The sequence below is a fragment of the Azospirillum formosense genome (assembly GCF_013340925.1).
GTDB classification, from domain to species: Bacteria; Pseudomonadota; Alphaproteobacteria; order Azospirillales; family Azospirillaceae; genus Azospirillum; species Azospirillum formosense.
The window spans coordinates 1-16,199 of sequence record NZ_WHOR01000121.1 but is presented as its reverse complement, the minus strand read 5'-3'; the positions used below and the strand labels follow the sequence as shown (position 1 = coordinate 16,199).

Here is a 16,199-nt window from a genome sequence, read left to right as displayed (position 1 = left end):
CCCGCAGCGTCTCGTAGTCCATGCCCAGGCGGTGCTTGACGTCGGGGCGGTAGTTCTCGACCACGACGTCCGCGGTGCGGACGAGGCGGCCGAGGATGGCCTTGCCCTCGGGCGTCTTGAGGTTGAGCGACAGCGAGCGCTTGTTGCGGTGGAGGTTCTGCATGTCGTAACCGTCGCGCGGCCCGTTCATGCCGTCGTTCGGGTCGGCCCCGGCCGGCGCCTCGATCTTGATCACGTCGGCACCGAAGTCGGCGAGGACGCGGCAGCAGGTCGGACCGGCCCGCACCCGCGTCAGGTCCAGCACGCGGAGGTTCGCCAGGGCGTCCGACGCCATTGGCCGGCTCGGTGCCGGACCGGTGCCGGCTCGTTCATGGGGTGTGCTCGACGCGGCCATGTGTGATCGCCCTCGTTTCCATCCCTGCCCGTGCACCCGGCCGCCGCTCGGCGGCCAAAATGCGCTCTGGAGAAAACGGTATCATTTGTTTGCTGGACAAACGAATTAGATTTCCCTGTAGTCAGCCTTCGCGGAATTCGAAGGCGGAAGCGCCGGTGTGCCGGTGTCGGGGCTGCTGCACACTGGTTGCGTGCGGAATCGGACAAGGCGGCCGGTGGAAAGCCGCCCCTGGGATCCTCAAGCGGGAAGGGGCGGTGGATGGTGCGGCACGATGTCCAGACGTTGCTATTGTTCCTGCGGGCGTGCGAGACGAAAAGCATCACGCGCGCCGCCAGCCAGTTGAACCTCGCCCTGTCGGCGGCGAGCCGGCGCATGAAGATCCTGGAGGACGGCTGCGGCACCGCTCTGCTGCACCGGCTGCCCTACGGCGTGGAGCCGACCCCGGCGGGGCTGGCGGTGCTGCGCTACGCGCGCGGGGTGTTGGCGATGAACCAGCAGCTCGACGCCGAACTGGCCGACTACCGTGCCGGCGTGCGGGGGTCCGTGCGGGTGTTCGCCAGCAGCTCGGCGCTGGTGCAGCGGCTGGCCGGCGACCTGTCCGCCTTCGCCCGCGCCTCCCCTCGATCCGTCTGGAGCTGCAGGAGCGCCCGAGTGTCGAGATCGTCGAGGCGCTCTACCAGAAGGAAACCGACATCGGCATCATCGTGCGGGGGGGCGACCTGTGGCAGCTCCGCACCCGGATGTACGCCGAAGACCGCCTGGCCATCGTCGTGCCGTCCGACCATCCGCTGGCCCAGGGCGGGCCGGTCGCCTTCGCGTCGGTTCTCAAGGAAGAACTCGTCACGCTCGACCACGCGACCGCCGTGCACCGGCTCGTGGCCGATCAGGCGCGCCGCAGCGGGCAGACCCTGCGGGTGCGCGTGCAGGTCCGCAGTTTCGAGGCCATGTGCCAGATGGTGCGGCACGGGCTGGGGCTGGGCATTCTGCCGGAGCTGGCGGCGCAACCGCTGGTCGCCGCCTTCGGGCTGACGCTCCTGCTGCTCGACGAGCCGTGGGCCCGGCGCGAGCTGGCCATCTGCACCCGCTCCGGGGACGAGTTGGACGCGTCGGCGCAGCGTCTGATCGATTTCCTGGTGACCTGCACCGAACCCGCCGGCACAGCGACGCCAAGCTGAGGCGGGCTGTCCGGCGGGTCCGGCTCACTCAGGGATGGTGCCGCCGTGCTTGCGAAGCCTCAGCACACATGGGCCAGCCGCAGGGCATCGAGCACGGCGGCATGGACATTCCGGCTTCCGGCGGCATCCCCGATACGATGCAGCTCGAACCCTTCGTGGCGCATGGGCTGCGGCTTGTTCGCCAGCAGGGCCGGAATGTCGGTGACGCCGCGGTTGCCGGCGTGGCTCCGCAACCCTTCGAACAGGTCGTCCATGGGCACCGTCCCCATCTCGACGATGACTTGGTCGACCTGGATCTCACGCAGGTCGTGGGTCAGCTCATCCAGCACCGTCGCCGCGAAACGATTGCCGGCGCGCGCCACCTTCACCAGACGATGCTCCAGATGGGGCGTGATCCCCATGCGGATGAACTCCTGCTTCCACCGGGTCCGCTCGGCGTAGGTGAGTTCCTGCGCCAGGAAGCCGTCGATGCTGAAGTAATGGATCTTCGACCCGGCCGTGTGCGCCCGTTCGGCGGCAAGCGGCGCCGGATGGCGGCCGGTGCCGTCGAAGATCAGCACGTCCGCCGCCGGCGGAACCTGGCGCCCGATGATGTCCCAGGAGGGGACCACCAGATCCGCCCCTTCGCCGAACTCCGTCTGCGGCAGTCCGCCCGTCGCCACGATGACGAGATCCGGCGCGAGCGCGACCACGTCGGCGGCTTCCATGTAGGCGTTGTAGGACACGGTCACGCCCAGGCGCTCCAGTTCCGCCACACGCCAGTCGACCAGACCGATGATGTCGCGGCGCCACTTCCCTTCGGCCGCGATGCGCACCTGTCCGCCCGCCTCGGCAGCGGCCTCGTGCACCGACACGTCATGGCCGCGCTCCGCCAGAACGCGCGCCGCCTCCAGCCCCGCGGGGCCGGCGCCGACGATGACCGCGCGCCGGCGTGGCCCGGTGGTGGGGCGGATGACGTGCGGCAGGGCAAGCTCGCGTCCGGTCGCGGCATTGTGCAGGCACCGGGGGCGGTAGGGCGATTGGCAGTGAGTCGCCCCGACGCAGGGGCGGATCAGATGTTCCTCGCCGCGCGCCAGCTTCGTCACCAGATAGGGGTCGGCGATCTGGGCACGCGTCATTCCGGCCATGTCCACCATCCCCTCGCCGACGGCATAGCGGGCGGTGGCGATGTCGGAAATGCGGGCGGCGTGGAACACCGGCAGTCCGATCTCGCGCCGGAAGGCGCCGACGGCGGTCACCCATGGGGCGATGCGTGTGCCCATGCCGGGCATGTTCTCCTCGGTCAGGGCCCGCGCCGTGTCCATCGAACCGTAAATGGCGTTGAAGAAATCCACCGCCCCTTCCCGCTTGAGGATCTCGGCGGCGGCGATGCAGTCGTCCGCCTTCAGGGCGCCGTCTATGCCTTCGTCGACGACGAACCGCATGCCGACCAGGAAGTCGTCGCCGACCGCCTTGCGGATCGCTTCATGGACCATGAGACCGAAGCGGATGCGGTTTTCCAGGCTGCCGCCGAAGCGGTCGGTGCGTTGGTTGGTCTTGGGCGAGAGGAACTGGCCGATCATGTGACCGGCCGCGAGCGTTTCGATTCCGTCGAGGCCACCCTCCCAGCAGCGGCGGGCGGCGGCGGCGTAGGCGGCAACCACGCGCTCGATGTCGTAATCGTCCATTTCGCGCGGGATGGCGCGGTGCAGGGTCTCGCGCACGGCGGACGGCCCGATGGCCGGCAGCCAGTCCTGGGCGTAGGGGTCGGCGCGCCGCCCGAGGTGGGTGATCTGGCACATGAGCGCGGCCCCCTCGGCGTGCATGGCCTCGGAGAAGCGCTGCAGGTGGGGGATGATCTCGTCGGAACCGGCATTGAGCTGGCGGAAGATGTTGGGGCTGTCGCGGTCGATGTTGGACGACCCGCCGAACATGGACAGCGCGATGCCGCCGCGGGCCTTCTCCACATGGTAGGCCCGGTAGGCCTCCTTGGGCATCCCGTCCTCTTCCAGGCCGCAGGCGTGGCTGGTGCTCATGATGCGGTTGCGGAAGACCGTCTTCTTGATGGTCAGCGTTTCGAGCAGAGGGTCCTGCGTCGTCGTGATGGCCTGGTCGAGCATGTCTCGTGATACTCAGTGTGGGTGTGGGAGGCCGCGGCGCCGAAGCCTCGCGACCCCGGACGCCGCCGCTCTGCGCGGGAATGTCGATCGGTGGGAAGCGGTGGGCCGGCCTTGAACCCTCTCCCCTTGCGTTGTTCTCGCCGTGCGTTGTTCTCGCCGTTCTTCCGATTTTCCCGGCCTATGGCCGGCTTGGCGATGCCGCAGGCGGGGCGAAGCGCCGCGCCTGGAGCGCCAGGAAGGCCTCCACCTCCCGCGCCTTGTCGTCTTCCGACCAGCCGAGCGGACCGGCGATCACATCGGCCACCGCAGCCGCATCCTCGCGGCTGAGCAGCCCCTGCCAGACCAGGCCGGTGCGTTGCACGAGCACGCCGTAGAGGTCGCGGGCGTGTTCGCGCGTCACGGCATCCAGAAGCGCCTGCCTCGGCACACCTCCGCGGCCGGGCAGGATGGAGTCCGCGCCGAACGCCGAAGGCCTGGCCGGCGACTGCGCGTTCACCGGCTCGCGGCTGCCGAGCCGCCCGCGAACCTTGTCCAGGATCTCGCGGCCGGCGCTGCGGTGGCTCATGACGGGGCCGGCGGTCATGGCGAAGACGTTCGGCATGCCGCGGCCCTCCAGGTCGTGAAGGATGCGCTCGCGGGCGCCCATCGGGCGCTGCGGGTCCCATGTCAGCGGCCGCACGCCCGCCCAGGTCTGGTGCACGTCGGCGCGCGTCAATCCCAGGCCCGGCAGCAGATGGTTGGCTTCGGCCAGCAGGAAGTCGATGTCCTCCTGATCGGCGGCGACGTCGGTCGCGTCGCCCTCGAAGGGGGTTTCGGTCGGCCCGAAGTAGAAGAACTCGTCGCCGAGCGGCAGGCAGTAGAAGGGATGGCCGCCGCGATGCATGGTCGCGATGCCGTGGTCGCGGTAGCGCTCCGGCAGACGGACGACGATGTGGGCGCCCTTGGTCCCCCGCACCAGGCGGCCGGGGATGTCGCCCGCCGACTCCATCCAGGTGCCCGCCATGTTGATCACGGTGCGCGCCCGGACATGGCGCTGACCCTGCGGCGTTTCCAGCGCGATCCGCCATGTGCCGTCCGGCTGCCGGTCGGCGATGCGCGCCGTTGTGAAAAGCTCCATCGTCGCGCCGTGGGCTTCCGCAACCAGGGCCGCGTCGAGGCACAGGCGCTCCGGATGGACGAACAGGTATTCGCGGAACGCCGCCATGCCCTGCAAGCGATCGAGATCGCGCAGGTCCTGCGCGATGGGATGCCGGCGCGCTTCGGCCGCGCCGAGGATGCGGGCATCGAGCGACGGACCCTTGGTGTGCAGCGCCTGCAGGAGCCGCAAGCCGGCCGAGAGGTGCCAGCGCTGGACGGGGCTGTCCGGCCAGATGGGAAAGCAGAGGGTGATCGCCCGTGTCGCCACCCGGTCGTCCTGCGCCAGATCCGCCCGGGCTTCCATGGCCGCCCGGGCCATGGACAGCGCCGAGACGAAGCGCCGTGGATGCATGGCGAAATCGCGCACCGGGCTGGGCGTTTCGAAGTAGCGCAGACCGCAGTGCAGCATCCGGGAGGACCGCCCGCTCGCGCCGCCGGCAAAGTCGCCCTTCTCGCACAGCAGCACGGAGTATCCCGCTCGGCTCAGTTCCAGGGCCGCCGCCGTGCCGTTGATGCCGCCGCCGATGATCACGGAGTCGTACAGTGGCTCATCGCATGGCAGCTCCTGCTGCCTGATCCGTGTGCCGGCCACTGTGGTTTGTGCCATCGCCTCTGACCTTCGTCGGTAACGGGGAGCATCGGAGACCATTAGGCGGCAGCGGCGGGTTTGCGCAAAATGAGAAGAACTCCCTTCGTTATGCGCGATCCGCATAGTCACGCCTTGTCGAAAAGCCCCCGCAGCAGGAGGTCGCGCTCCTCCTTCGCATACGCGATGAGCGCGCTCGCGAGCGGCGTCGGCGGGCGCGTATCGGGCAGCAGCAGCGCGACGCGGCAAGGGATATCCGGCACGAAGGGCAGCACGCACAGGCCGTTGCCCTTCTGCGCCGCAGCGGTGAAGGGGTCCACGATGCCGACGCCGAGCCCACGCCTGACCATGCCGCAGATGGACGAGGAGAAGGTGGTGGTGCAGATGGGCCGCGGCCGCACCCCCGCACTCTGCATCACGTCCTCCAGCATCCGGTTCACGGTGGCGAAGGGAGACCATGACAGCAGGGGAAACTCCGCCAGATCGCGCGCGCGGACCTCGCCGCGCTTCGCCAGCGGATGATCGGTGTGGACGGCGGCGACGTAGGGTGCTTCGCTGAACAGCTCCGTGCGGAAACCGGACCGTTTGAAGGGCGTCTCCGCCAAGCCGAAATCCACCTGCTGCGTCGCCGCCCAATCCTCGACATTGACCGACATGCGGACGTTCAGGGTGACGCGCGTGCGCGGATGGCTGGCGAGGAAGCGGCTGATGACCTGCGGCATGAAGTCGATGCCGAGCGCCGGCATGACGGAGCAGGCCACCTCGCTCTCGTCGCCTTCCTGCAGGCGGCGGGCGAAGTCCTGCAGGGAGGACAGCGAGACGAAGGCACGCTCCACCTCGTCGAGCAGATGATGCGCCGCGGCGGTCGGCGATACCCGGCCTTTGCGGCGGACGAACAGGGTCAGGCCGATCTCGTACTCCAGGCGGTCCATCATACGGCTGACCGCCGGCTGGCTGCGCCCGAGAATTTCCGCCGCGCCGCTTACGGTTCCCGTCTGCATGACCGCGCGAAAGGCTTCGAAGTGACTGAGGTTCATGGTTTTTCCTGGCGCTCCGCCGAGCGTGTCGCGGCTGCGCGGCGCGGACGCATGCGCTTGCGGATGCGGTGGGTGGGACGGCATCCGGGGGAGGCCGCCTTACTTGACCCCCCATTCCTTCCGGATCGCCTGGAGCATTCCGAGGAATTCGCGGCCGACCCGGGAGAGCGGACGGTGGGCGGGGTGGAGGACGCCGACGCGGAAGGGGATGTTCGGTTCGAACGGCCGCACTTCGACTCCGCGGCCCTGGAAATCCCGCGCCGTAAAGGGATCGATCAGCCCGACGCCGAGCCCCTGGGCGATCATGCCCGCGATGACCCCGGAATTCTGGGCGTCGTAATATTGCTCCAGGGGCACGTTGGCCATCAGGAACTGCTGGTCGATGGCGTGGCGGGCCGCGGTGTTGCTGCTGAGCGAGATGAACGGCACGCCCGCCAGATCGGTCACCGACACCGTCGGCAGGGCCGCCAGCGGGTGCCCGGTCGGCATGGCGAGGACATAGGGCGTGCAACAGAACTCCGCGGCGTTGATGCCGCTGCGGACAAAGGGAAACTCGCCCAGGCCGAAATCGACGTGATGGGTGGAGACCAGTTCCTCGATCTTCGTGGACGGGAAGACCAGCACCGAAATGCGCGCCCGCGGGTGCTGCGTGGCGAAGCGCGCGATGACCGTCGGCAGCAACGCGTGCGCCAGCGCCGGCATGGTCGCGACGGTGAGGCTGCCCATGCGGGCCGCCTGAATGTCGCGCGCGATCTCCGAGATCTTGTCGACGGAGACGAACGTCCGTTCGACCTCTTCGAAGAAGATGTCCGCCTCGGGCGTCGGGACGAGGCGGCCGTTCTTGCGGTCGAACAGCTCGAAGCGCAGCGAGCGTTCGAGCTGTTCGATCAATCGCGAGATCGCCGGCTGGGAAATGCCGAGGATCGCGGCCGCCCCGTTCGTGGTGCGGGCGAGCATGAAGGCCCGGAACGCCTCGAGCTGGCGAACGCTCAACCGCACCTGGCCATAGCCGATGTCGCGGGCGCTGCCCTTCGGCGTCTTCTCGGCATCCGTCACCATGGTGGCCCCCCGCCAACGCGGCCGTTCATCCGTTTCGTTCATTCATTCCGGCGCCAGGCGTCGGCCAGTGAGAACTTGGTCGCCGCCCCGCCGTCCACGATCAAGGTCTGGCCGTTAAAGCCGCTGGACCGTTCGCTGGCAAGGAAACTTATCGCCTCGGCGACCTCCTCCGGCCGGACCATCCGTCCCATGGGATGGGCCTTGAGGACGTTCGCCAGAACCTCCGGCGTCTGCGCGCTGCCGTGAACCATTTCGATGGACCGCCGGAGGAACTCCGTGTCGACATAGCCCGGCGCGACCGCGTTGGCGCGAATGCCCTGGCCGCCGTGATCGACCGCCAGCCCGCGGACGAGCGCCGTCAATCCGGACTTCGCCGTCAGATAGGCCAGGCGGTCGCACGGCGTCGTGAAGGCCCAGATCGTCGAGACGAACACCAGAGAGCCTCCGCCGCCGGAGATCATCACCGGCAAGGCCCTTTTCGCCGCGAGGAACGGCGCGCGCAGGTTGAGCCGGAAACAGGAATCCCAGTCCTCGCTCGTGAGGTCGAGCGCATTGCCGGGATAGGCCCGGCCCGCGGCGAAGACGAGCGTGTCGATGCGCCCATGCCTCTGGGCGGCCGCATCGATGAAGCCGTTCAGGGCCGCTTCGTCCGCGACGTCGCAGACGGCCCCGTCGATCCGCAGATCCGCCTGGCGCCCCTCCTCGCACAGGGCATCGACGTCCTTCCGGTCCCGGCTGCAGGCGAAGACATCGAAACCGTCCCGAGCCAAAGCCAGCGACGCGGCCCGTCCCATTCCTTTCGTGCCGCCGATCACCACGGCGACGGACGGCTTTGCACGATCCTCGGTTCTCATCGGATGTCCTCTTTTGCCGCCGGACTGGGCCGCTAGACCGGATTGAAGCATCGGAATTCGTGGTCGTCGCCGAGCGCGGTCACCTCGGGCCGGACCTCGTGGCATTTGCCGAGCGCGCGCGGGCAGCGATTGGCAAAATTGCAGCCCTTCGCACTCCGCTTGGCCTCGTCCGCCACCGGGGCCTGTCCCTTGCGCGCGTTCATCAGCATCGCCGTGTACGGATGGCGCGGGCTGTCCATCACCTGGTCGACGGGGCCGAGTTCGACGATCCGGCCGAAATACATCACCGCGACGCGGTCGGCGAGAAACTGCGCGACGCCGAGATCGTGCGTGATGAAGACGAACGCGATCCTCTCCGAACGGTTCAGCGACTTGATCAGGTTGAGGATCTGGGCGCGCACGGAGACGTCGAGCTTCGACACCGCCTCGTCGGCGACGATCAGGCGCGGCGACAGCGCCAGGGCGCGCGCGATGGCGGCGCGCTGCAACTGGCCGCCGGACATCTCATGCGGGTAGCGATCAGCAAAGCTTGCGTTGAGACCGACCCGGCCCAGCAGCTCGGCGACCCGTTCGACAATCCTCTCCTCGGGCATCTTCCGCTGCATGCGCAGCGGCAGCGCGATCGAGGAACCAATGGTGAAGCGCGGGTTGAACGAGGACAGAGGGTCCTGGAACACCATCTGCAGATCGTGCGCGCCCTGACGGCGCGGCGCTGCGGCCTTCGGGGGTTCGACCTCGATGCTCCCGGAGGTGAGCGGGTGGAGACCGAGCATCGCCTTGCCGAGCGTGGTCTTGCCTGAGCCGGATTCCCCGAGAAGAGCGATGATCTCGCCCTCGTTCACGTCGAGCGAAACGTCGTCGAGGACGCGGAGGTCGCGCCTGGCGCCCCAGGGGTTGCCGATTTTGAATTCGAGAACGGCGTCCCGAATGCGGATGAGCGGAGAGGCGGTCACCGGCGACACCTCGATCACGTCATGCGGCATGATTGAAACACCTTACGCTGTGACCGGATTCCACCATGTGCTCGGTCGGCTCCGCGGCTGTGCAACGGTCGGTCGCCTGGGGGCAGCGGGCCGAAAAGGCGCAACGCTTCGCCCAGCTCGAGGCGCCCGGCTCGCCTTTGATCTCGTAGAGCGTCGCATCACGCTTCTCCAGGGAGCGCGCCGTCGCCAGCAGGCCCGCCGTGTAGGGGTGCGCCGGCCGTTCGAGGATGCGCTCCGTCGGGCCGATCTCGACGATGCGGCCGCTGTACATGACCGCAACCCGGTCGCACAGATGCCGCGCGACGGTCAGGTCGTGCGTGACGAACAGGACGCCCGTGTCGTGCTGCCGCTGCTGGCTCCGGATGAGTTCCAGGATCTGGCGTTCCACGAGATTGTCGAGATTGGTCGTGGGCTCGTCGGCGATCACCAGCCTTGGATTCAGCCCGAACACCATCGCGATCAGCACGCGCTGCAGCATCCCGCCGGACAGCTGGTGCGGATACGACGCCATGGTGCGTTCCGGCTCCCGGATGTTGACCTGCTTCAGAAGGTCGGCGGCCACCTCCTTCAGAGCCCCGGGCGAACCGGCGGAATGGCGGCCCAGCGCCTTCACGAGATGCCAGCCGATGGTCTTCGCGGGATTGAACGAGCCCACGGGGTCCTGGAAGATCATGGCCAGGCCGGCGCCGCGAAGGCCTTGCATCTCCTTGGCGCCGAGCGCGGCCAGCGACCGGCCGTCGTAGGTCAGCTCCGCCGCCTCGACATGGGCGTTGTCGGGCAGGAGCTGGAGAACGCTCAGTCCGGTCACCGTCTTCCCCGATCCGGACTCGCCGATGAGGCCCAGCACTTCGCCTCTGTTCAGATCGAAGGAGACGCCCTTGACGACCTCGGTTCTCCGATCGCCCGAGCCGAAGGAGGTTCTCAGATCACGCACGCGCAGAAGAGGAGTCGGCATCACGACAGGCGCTCCTTCAGTTTCGGATCGGTCAGGTCCCTCAGGCCGTCGCCCAGGAGATTCAGGCCGAGAAGGGCGATGGAAATGGCAAGGCCCGTCATGGTGAGCACCCAGGGGGCGGTGTTGAAGTATTCGCGCCCATCCGACATCACGAGCCCGAGCGACGGGGCCGGCGGCTGGACGCCCAGCCCGAGGAAGCTGACCCCCGCTTCGATGACGATGCCGAAGGCAACGCCGATCGTCGCCTGCACCAAAAGCGGGGAAAGGGCGTTGGGCAACAGCTCCCGCAGCAGGATCGAATGGGTGGGCTGGCCGAACAGTTTCGCCGCCTGCACCCACGGCTCCATCACGATGAGCTGCGCGAGATTGCGCGCGAGCCTCACGAAGATCGGCAGATAGATCAACGCGATCGCAAGCGCGACGTTGAAGACGCCGTAGCCCAGGACCACCATCAGGAACAGCGCCAGGACGAAGCTGGGAAACGAGAACAGCAGGTCGGACGCCTTCATCAGCAGGTTGCTGACGAAACCCGGCCGGTACGCGATGAACAGGCCGATCATCGACCCCAGAACGGCGGCGATGCCCACGCCCGAGATGGAGATGAGAAGAGACAGCCTGGCTCCGTAAAGGACCCGCGTCAGGACGTCCCGGCCCATCGTGTCGGTGCCGAACGGGTGGGCGAGGCTCGGCGGCGCCAGCATGGCCATGACGTCCATGGAGTCCCCGTCATAGGGAGAGATCATCGGCCCGAAGACGACGGCGAACGCGACCAGAGCCGAAACGACCGCCCCGGTCAATGCAGTCTTGTTTGCGGCAAGCCGCTTCAGCGCAGGGATCATCGCATCCTCGGGTTCAGCATGGTGCAGATCAGGTCGACGACGATGTTCACGAGCAGGACGATCAGCAGGAACGTGAGGGCGCAGGCCTGGATGATCGGATAATCCCGCCCGAAGGCGGCGTCGATCATCAGGGATCCCACGCCGTTGATGCCGAAGATGCGCTCGATGACCACGGTGCCGCCGAGCAGGTAGCGGACCTGGAGTCCAATGACGGTGACGAAGGGAATCAGCGCGTTGCGCAGCACATGGTGCAGGAAGATGAAGCTTTTGCCGTGCCCCAGCGACCGGGCGACGCGCACGTGGTCGCGGTATGCGTTGTCGATCAGCGCGGAGCGCAGGATCCGCGTGAAGGACGCCGCCATCGGCGCCGCGATGGCAAGCGCCGGCAGGAATCCGCTGAGAAGGGCGCCCCCCAGGGATTCCACCGGCGAGATGAAGCCATAGGCCGGAAACCAGCCCAGGCCGAGCGCGAAGGCGTAGATGAGCACATAGCCGATCCAGAAATCCGGCATGGAGATGCCGGCCGCCGCGATCGACGTTGCGACGGTGTCGATGATCCCCCCCCGGTTGAGCGCCGCCGCGGTGCCGGCGACGAGGGAAATCAGCACCGCCAGGATGATGGCGTAGACGCCGATGAAGAGCGTGTTGGGCAGTCGGTCGGCGAACAGCGTGAACACGTCCGTTCCGGAAGCGATCGACAGCGACTGTCCGAAATCCCCGCGCAGGGCGTTTGCGACCCACAGCCCGAACTGAACGATCAGAGGCTCATCGAGATTCCACCGCGCCCGGAAGGCCGCGATGGTTTCCGTGGAGGCGCCTTCGCCAAGGGCGGTCAGAGCCGGATCCCCGGGGGCGGCGCGCATGGCGAAAAAAACCACCGCCGCCCCCATCAGGGCCAGAATCATCACCCCGGCGCTTCGCATCACGGCATGGCGTAGGAGTGCGAAAGCCATGGCAGTGTCAACCTCAGCCGAGTTGCAGCTTGGCGAACTGGTCGCCGTAGTTCGAATAGGGAAGCTGCGTGAAGCCCTTCAGGGCCGGAACCGACAGGTTGTGCACGTTGGAATTGAAGCAGGGAATCAGCGGCATGTCCTCCAGCATCAGGAGTTCCGCTTCGCGGTACACGTCGCGCCGGACCGCCGGGTCGACCTCGCTGCGGCCCTTCTCCAGCAGAGCCTCGAAGGCCGGGTTGTTGTAGCCGTGGAAGTTGCGCGACCCGTCCTTCCCGAGCAGGTCGCCCAGATACTCGTCGGCATCGATGAAGCCGAGCCAGCCCCAGACCGCCGCCTGGTAGTCGCCCGAACGCAGCCGGCTGAAGACGGCGTTGCTTTCTCCCGCCTCGATCTGGATCTTCGTGCCGAGGACCTGATTGACCTGGATGACGAAGAACTCGCCGATCTTCCGCCACCATGTCGGACCCCAGATCAGGAGCTTGATCTCGGTGTCGGCCGGGTACTTCGCTTTGGCAAGCTCGGCCTTCGCCGCGGCCGGGTTGAAGGTCAGCGACGGCGGCACCGGCTGGCCGGGCTTGGCGATGGCCGGCGGAAGCAGGCCGGTGGCCGGGCTGCCCTCGCCGAAGACGACGGAGCGGACCATCGCCTGGCGGTCGAACGCCATGGCGAGGGCGCGGCGGAAATGCGGATCGTCGAACGGCGCCTTGCGGCCGTTCAGGCCGATGTAGCGGACGTTCAGGCCGGTCTGCTTGTAGACCTTGATCTTCGGGTCCTTGACGAGGTTCGGAATGGAAGCGAACGGCGCCGTCGAGGTCAGATCGATCTGCCCACCCTGCAGGGCCGTCAGCCCGCTGGATTCCTCGCCGATCAAGGGCATCGACACGGTCTGGAAGGTCGGCGCGCCGTCGAAGTAGTCCGGGAACGCCTCCAGCTTGACGCCGCTGCCGGTCTTCCACTCCTTGAGCACATAGGCGCCGGTGCCGACCGGATTGAAATCGAACTTGTCGCCCAGCCTCTCGACGGCCTTCCGCGGCACGATCTGCGTGCCCGTGCGCGTGTTGGCCAGATAGGTCAGGAGCGGCGCAAACGGCGCATGCGTGATGATCCGAACCGTGTGGGCGTCCGGCGTCTCAATCGTCTTGATCGACGAAAGCTTGGCGCGGTTCGGCGAAGCCGTCTTCTCATCCAGCACGCGTTCGAGCGAGAACTTCACGTCGTCGGACGTCAGCTCGCTTCCATCGTGGAATTTCACGCCTTTGCGAAGTTTGAACTCAAGCGTGGTGGGATTGATGAAAGAATAACTTTCCGCCAGATCGGGGACGATCTCCATCTTTTCGTTGAACTTGACGAGCGCGTTGAACACGGCCCAGACGACGTAGCTTTCGGGCAGCTGGGTGACCTTGGCGGGATCGAAGGTGTTGATGACCGTGTATCCGGTGATCGCGGCTCGCAGAAGAGACGCCGACGACTGTGACGTCGTTGATTGTGCCTGCGCGCGGAAGCTCATCGGCAGAGTGGCCGCCGCAGCGACCAGGGACAGCGCCTGCCGGCGATTGAAAGTAATCGGGCTCATTCTACGCCTCTCCGTTCTGCATGTTATTGATCGTTTTATTGATCGCTGGTCGACCGAGCCGATGCGGTCAACGACGTCCCAGGCCGGCCGGAGCGGCGCGATGAACCCGGGCCGAAATCCTCCCGTCCAGCGGAACGCCGTGTCCTGGCGCGGCCCTATGCCGGGTGGCCGCCGCACCGATGATGCCGCCGCCGACGGTCGCCGCATCGACCAGGCGGCTGTTCAACGCCTCAGGCGGCCTTCGCACGGCTGCTCTCAAGGCATTCGTTCAGCCGCCGCATCAGCGCGTGAGCCGAGGGTTCGCGCTCGACGTTGAGGATCCGGTCGACGAGATCGGCCGCGCCGCTCCCCGACATGCCGAGAAACTTCTCCGTGAGATCGGCATCGCTCAGTCGGGAATGCTCCGCCCACGGATCGCCAAGGGCGAAATCGTCCTCGTCGCGGAATTCACCCCTCACCGTCCGGACGAGCACGCCGCCCGGCATGGTGCGGATCTGGTTGGCCTCCATCGTCCGGGCGAAGTCGTTGCCTCTCTCATGCGCGACGACACGAACCTTTTCCGCGATGCTCAGGGTGTCCGGGTCCGTGACGCTCTCGGCGTCCAGCCATTTCGGTCCCGCCGCGACATCGCGAACGAGCATGGCGACCATATGGGGATAGCTGAAGCTGCGGCTGGCGAAGGTGCGCGGCAGAGGCTTGGTGAACCGGGGCGACGCCGCCATCGGGCCGGTCTCGATCACGATTTCCTCGATCTCGCCCGGGGCGATGGTCTCGCGCCGGAGAATGCGGGCGAGCGACGTCAGGGGATAGTGGGTGAAGCGGCACGTCGGCCAGGGCTTGTAGGTGACGTTGGAAATCAGCCAGTTCTTGCCAAGTCCCGCCGTCAGACTCCCCTCGTCGAAGGTCTCCACCCCGCACATCCGGGCGAGGCCGTAGGGGCCGTCGAGTGCATCGGTGAAACCCGTCGAACCGGCCTCGACGGACAGCACCGCGAAGACTCCCGCGACGGCGCACCAACCGGCGTCACAATATTTGCAGTTGGGCAGGTCGACCGCGTTGGACCACAACGCTCCCGCGGGCAGGGGGCTGTTCGAGACGGCCAGTCCGATCGCCTGGGCAAACTGGCTCTCGTCCAGCCGCGCGACCGCGGCGGCGGCCCCCATGGCGGCCAGCACGACCGGCGCCGCCACGCCCCAAACCTTCGAGAAGCCTTTCACCTGGCCGTCGACCACCTCGGTCATCGGACCGATGTAGGTCGCGATCCGCGCCCCCAGCTCATAGCCCACGACGACGGCGCGCAGAACATCCTCGCCCGAGGCGCCGCGCTCCTCGGCCATCGCCAGAGCGGCCGCCACCGCGGCCACGCCGAAGTGAACACCGACCGGGAAGGTCTCGTCGAAATCGAGCGCGTTGGCGATGCGTGCGTTGCCATAGACCGCGGACATCAACGTGGTGCTGCCCTGTCCGACGAGCGTGCTGCCGCCGGACGCCAGACGCTGCCCAAGCAGCAGCGCCAGTTTGTCGGACGTCGGCGCGATCTCGCAGGCCCGCCCACCGGCAAGGCAACCCAACGTGTCGAGAAGGATGCGCTTGGCCTCGTGACGCACGTCGGTCGGCGCGTCCTTGAGCTGGAACTCCGAGAAGAAGCGTGAGACCGCTGCGGTTGTGGTCGGCATCGTTCGTTCCGTGGGAAATGGAAGTGAACGATATTCAGGGATGCGCATAAAATCAAATGCGCTGCTGTCAATTCCGTATGCGTTTATGTTATATGGTCCGCCCCGGCTGTGCGATCGGGGGCGTCCCGCGGGATCAGCGGGCACCGGGTTTGGGCACCGGTTTGGGCACCGGGTTGTGCGGCCTGAAACCCGGCCTGCTCAGGGGGCTGCAATCTTCGTTGTAGACCAGCGGGCCGCGCTTCGTCGCGGCAATCCTTCATGATCCGGAACCTCATTTCGGAGGTTCCGGGAACATGCCCGCAGGTTTCTTCCAAACGGAGTGCAATCCGCGTCAGGGGCGCAGGTAGGACCAGCCTTCTTCCTGAAGCTGCATCAGGCGGACGACCCCGGAGGGCACCAGCTTGGCTTCCGGCACCATGGGGACCTCGCCCTGCTCGACGCGGATCATGCCGTTGCGGGTGTTCTCGCAGGCGGAGTAGGTCAGGGTCGGCAGGCTGCCCTTCAGCGACGCCAGCCGGTCCTTCACCGGCGAGCGGTCGGCGCGCAGCATGTGCAGGCCGGGACCGAAGGTGACCAGCTCGACCTCCACCGTCTCGCCGATGTTCTTGTAATATTCGATGATGTTCTTGACGTTGTTCAGCGCCATGTTCATCAGCGCCGGGTCGTTGCTGCTGACCTGGATGGCGACGCGGTGGACGCCGGGCTGGTCCGCCCCGGCCTTCCGCCCCGCCATGGCGGCGGTCATCCCGGCGAACCCGGCCAGAGCCAGCGCCGCCCGGCGCGTGGAGCGCATCGCCATGTCATCCTCCCTTCCGCTGTGGGGGCATCCGCTGTCCTAGCACAATGCCCCCGTCCGCCGCTTGTTCCCGAAGGGGGAGG

14 protein-coding genes and 1 pseudogene are annotated in these 16,199 nt (G+C 67.3%); 2 read left to right on the top strand and 13 right to left on the bottom strand.

Going from position 1 to position 16,199, the window contains the following annotated elements; all coding sequences use genetic code 11:
* On the bottom strand, positions 1–334 hold a 334-nt coding region (locus GBZ26_RS16520), incomplete at its 3' end, for a CoA transferase (RefSeq protein ID WP_174439769.1).
* Positions 335–652: 318 nt separating this feature from the next.
* On the opposite strand from GBZ26_RS16520, the pseudogene GBZ26_RS30305 reads away from it, so the two are divergent.
* Both GBZ26_RS30305 and GBZ26_RS16515 read left to right on the top strand, forming a co-directional pair.
* Positions 653–784, top strand: a pseudogene (locus tag GBZ26_RS30305) (helix-turn-helix domain-containing protein); the annotation flags it as partial.
* A 2-nt stretch (positions 785–786) separates the two neighbouring features.
* Positions 787–1,569 (top strand): LysR substrate-binding domain-containing protein, encoded by a 783-nt coding sequence (locus tag GBZ26_RS16515; RefSeq protein ID WP_247884827.1) that lies wholly within the window; start codon positions 787–789, stop codon positions 1,567–1,569.
* A gap of 59 nt (positions 1,570–1,628) precedes the next feature.
* On the opposite strand, the gene GBZ26_RS16510 is transcribed toward GBZ26_RS16515, so the two are convergent.
* The 12 genes from GBZ26_RS16510 to GBZ26_RS16455 form a co-directional block, all read right to left on the bottom strand.
* Positions 1,629–3,668 carry an oxidoreductase gene (locus GBZ26_RS16510; RefSeq protein WP_174439768.1) on the bottom strand — a complete coding sequence of 680 codons (2,040 nt, stop codon included), beginning with the start codon at positions 3,666–3,668 and terminating at the stop codon, positions 1,629–1,631.
* 178 nt (positions 3,669–3,846) lie between these two features.
* Positions 3,847–5,412 (bottom strand): FAD-dependent oxidoreductase, encoded by a 1,566-nt coding sequence (locus tag GBZ26_RS16505; protein WP_174439767.1) that lies wholly within the window; start codon positions 5,410–5,412, stop codon positions 3,847–3,849.
* Between the two features lie 107 nt (positions 5,413–5,519).
* On the bottom strand, positions 5,520–6,428 hold the full coding sequence (locus tag GBZ26_RS16500) for a LysR substrate-binding domain-containing protein (RefSeq protein ID WP_174439766.1): 909 nt from the start codon (positions 6,426–6,428) through the stop codon (positions 5,520–5,522).
* A 99-nt stretch (positions 6,429–6,527) separates the two neighbouring features.
* Complete coding sequence (locus GBZ26_RS16495; RefSeq protein ID WP_174439765.1) at positions 6,528–7,487, bottom strand: LysR substrate-binding domain-containing protein; 960 nt, start codon at positions 7,485–7,487, stop codon at positions 6,528–6,530.
* A gap of 38 nt (positions 7,488–7,525) precedes the next feature.
* Positions 7,526–8,341 (bottom strand): SDR family NAD(P)-dependent oxidoreductase, encoded by an 816-nt coding sequence (locus tag GBZ26_RS16490; protein WP_174439764.1) that lies wholly within the window; start codon positions 8,339–8,341, stop codon positions 7,526–7,528.
* Between the two features lie 32 nt (positions 8,342–8,373).
* Positions 8,374–9,324 (bottom strand): ABC transporter ATP-binding protein, encoded by a 951-nt coding sequence (locus tag GBZ26_RS16485; protein ID WP_174439763.1) that lies wholly within the window; start codon positions 9,322–9,324, stop codon positions 8,374–8,376.
* Positions 9,314–10,279: an ABC transporter ATP-binding protein gene (locus tag GBZ26_RS16480; protein ID WP_174439762.1), complete on the bottom strand. Its 966-nt coding sequence runs from the start codon at positions 10,277–10,279 to the stop codon at positions 9,314–9,316. Before GBZ26_RS16480 ends, GBZ26_RS16485 begins: the two co-directional genes overlap by 11 nt.
* Positions 10,279–11,118 carry an ABC transporter permease gene (locus GBZ26_RS16475; RefSeq protein ID WP_174439761.1) on the bottom strand — a complete coding sequence of 280 codons (840 nt, stop codon included), beginning with the start codon at positions 11,116–11,118 and terminating at the stop codon, positions 10,279–10,281. The genes GBZ26_RS16480 and GBZ26_RS16475 overlap by 1 nt, the downstream gene beginning before the upstream one ends.
* A complete protein-coding gene (locus GBZ26_RS16470; RefSeq protein ID WP_174439760.1) occupies positions 11,115–12,071 on the bottom strand; it encodes an ABC transporter permease in 957 nt (318 codons plus the stop codon). Before GBZ26_RS16470 ends, GBZ26_RS16475 begins: the two co-directional genes overlap by 4 nt.
* Positions 12,072–12,084: 13 nt before the next feature.
* The gene (locus GBZ26_RS16465) at positions 12,085–13,644 is read right to left on the bottom strand and encodes an ABC transporter substrate-binding protein (protein ID WP_174439759.1); all 1,560 of its coding nucleotides are present in this window, start codon (positions 13,642–13,644) and stop codon (positions 12,085–12,087) included.
* Positions 13,645–13,874: 230 nt separating this feature from the next.
* Positions 13,875–15,320, bottom strand: coding sequence for an MmgE/PrpD family protein (locus tag GBZ26_RS16460; RefSeq protein ID WP_174439758.1), 1,446 nt, complete (start codon positions 15,318–15,320; stop codon positions 13,875–13,877).
* Between the two features lie 331 nt (positions 15,321–15,651).
* The gene (locus tag GBZ26_RS16455) at positions 15,652–16,119 is read right to left on the bottom strand and encodes a DsrE family protein (RefSeq protein WP_174439757.1); all 468 of its coding nucleotides are present in this window, start codon (positions 16,117–16,119) and stop codon (positions 15,652–15,654) included.
* Positions 16,120–16,199: the final 80 nt, after the last annotated feature.

Excerpts from the sequence above, each read along its gene's own strand:
- GBZ26_RS16495 (WP_174439765.1), bottom strand. The coding sequence starts at position 7,487 with ATGGTGACGGATGCCGAGAAGACGCCGAAGGGCAGCGCCCGCGACATC.
- GBZ26_RS16455 (WP_174439757.1), bottom strand. The coding sequence starts at position 16,119 with ATGGCGATGCGCTCCACGCGCCGGGCGGCGCTGGCTCTGGCCGGGTTC.
- GBZ26_RS16505 (WP_174439767.1), bottom strand. The coding sequence starts at position 5,412 with ATGGCACAAACCACAGTGGCCGGCACACGGATCAGGCAGCAGGAGCTG.
- GBZ26_RS16475 (WP_174439761.1), bottom strand. The coding sequence starts at position 11,118 with ATGATCCCTGCGCTGAAGCGGCTTGCCGCAAACAAGACTGCATTGACC.
- GBZ26_RS16510 (WP_174439768.1), bottom strand. The coding sequence starts at position 3,668 with ATGCTCGACCAGGCCATCACGACGACGCAGGACCCTCTGCTCGAAACG.
- GBZ26_RS16465 (WP_174439759.1), bottom strand. The coding sequence starts at position 13,644 with ATGAGCCCGATTACTTTCAATCGCCGGCAGGCGCTGTCCCTGGTCGCT.
- GBZ26_RS16485 (WP_174439763.1), bottom strand. The coding sequence starts at position 9,324 with ATGCCGCATGACGTGATCGAGGTGTCGCCGGTGACCGCCTCTCCGCTC.
- GBZ26_RS16500 (WP_174439766.1), bottom strand. The coding sequence starts at position 6,428 with ATGAACCTCAGTCACTTCGAAGCCTTTCGCGCGGTCATGCAGACGGGA.
- GBZ26_RS16490 (WP_174439764.1), bottom strand. The coding sequence starts at position 8,341 with ATGAGAACCGAGGATCGTGCAAAGCCGTCCGTCGCCGTGGTGATCGGC.
- GBZ26_RS16470 (WP_174439760.1), bottom strand. The coding sequence starts at position 12,071 with ATGGCTTTCGCACTCCTACGCCATGCCGTGATGCGAAGCGCCGGGGTG.
- GBZ26_RS16460 (WP_174439758.1), bottom strand. The coding sequence starts at position 15,320 with ATGCCGACCACAACCGCAGCGGTCTCACGCTTCTTCTCGGAGTTCCAG.
- GBZ26_RS16480 (WP_174439762.1), bottom strand. The coding sequence starts at position 10,279 with ATGCCGACTCCTCTTCTGCGCGTGCGTGATCTGAGAACCTCCTTCGGC.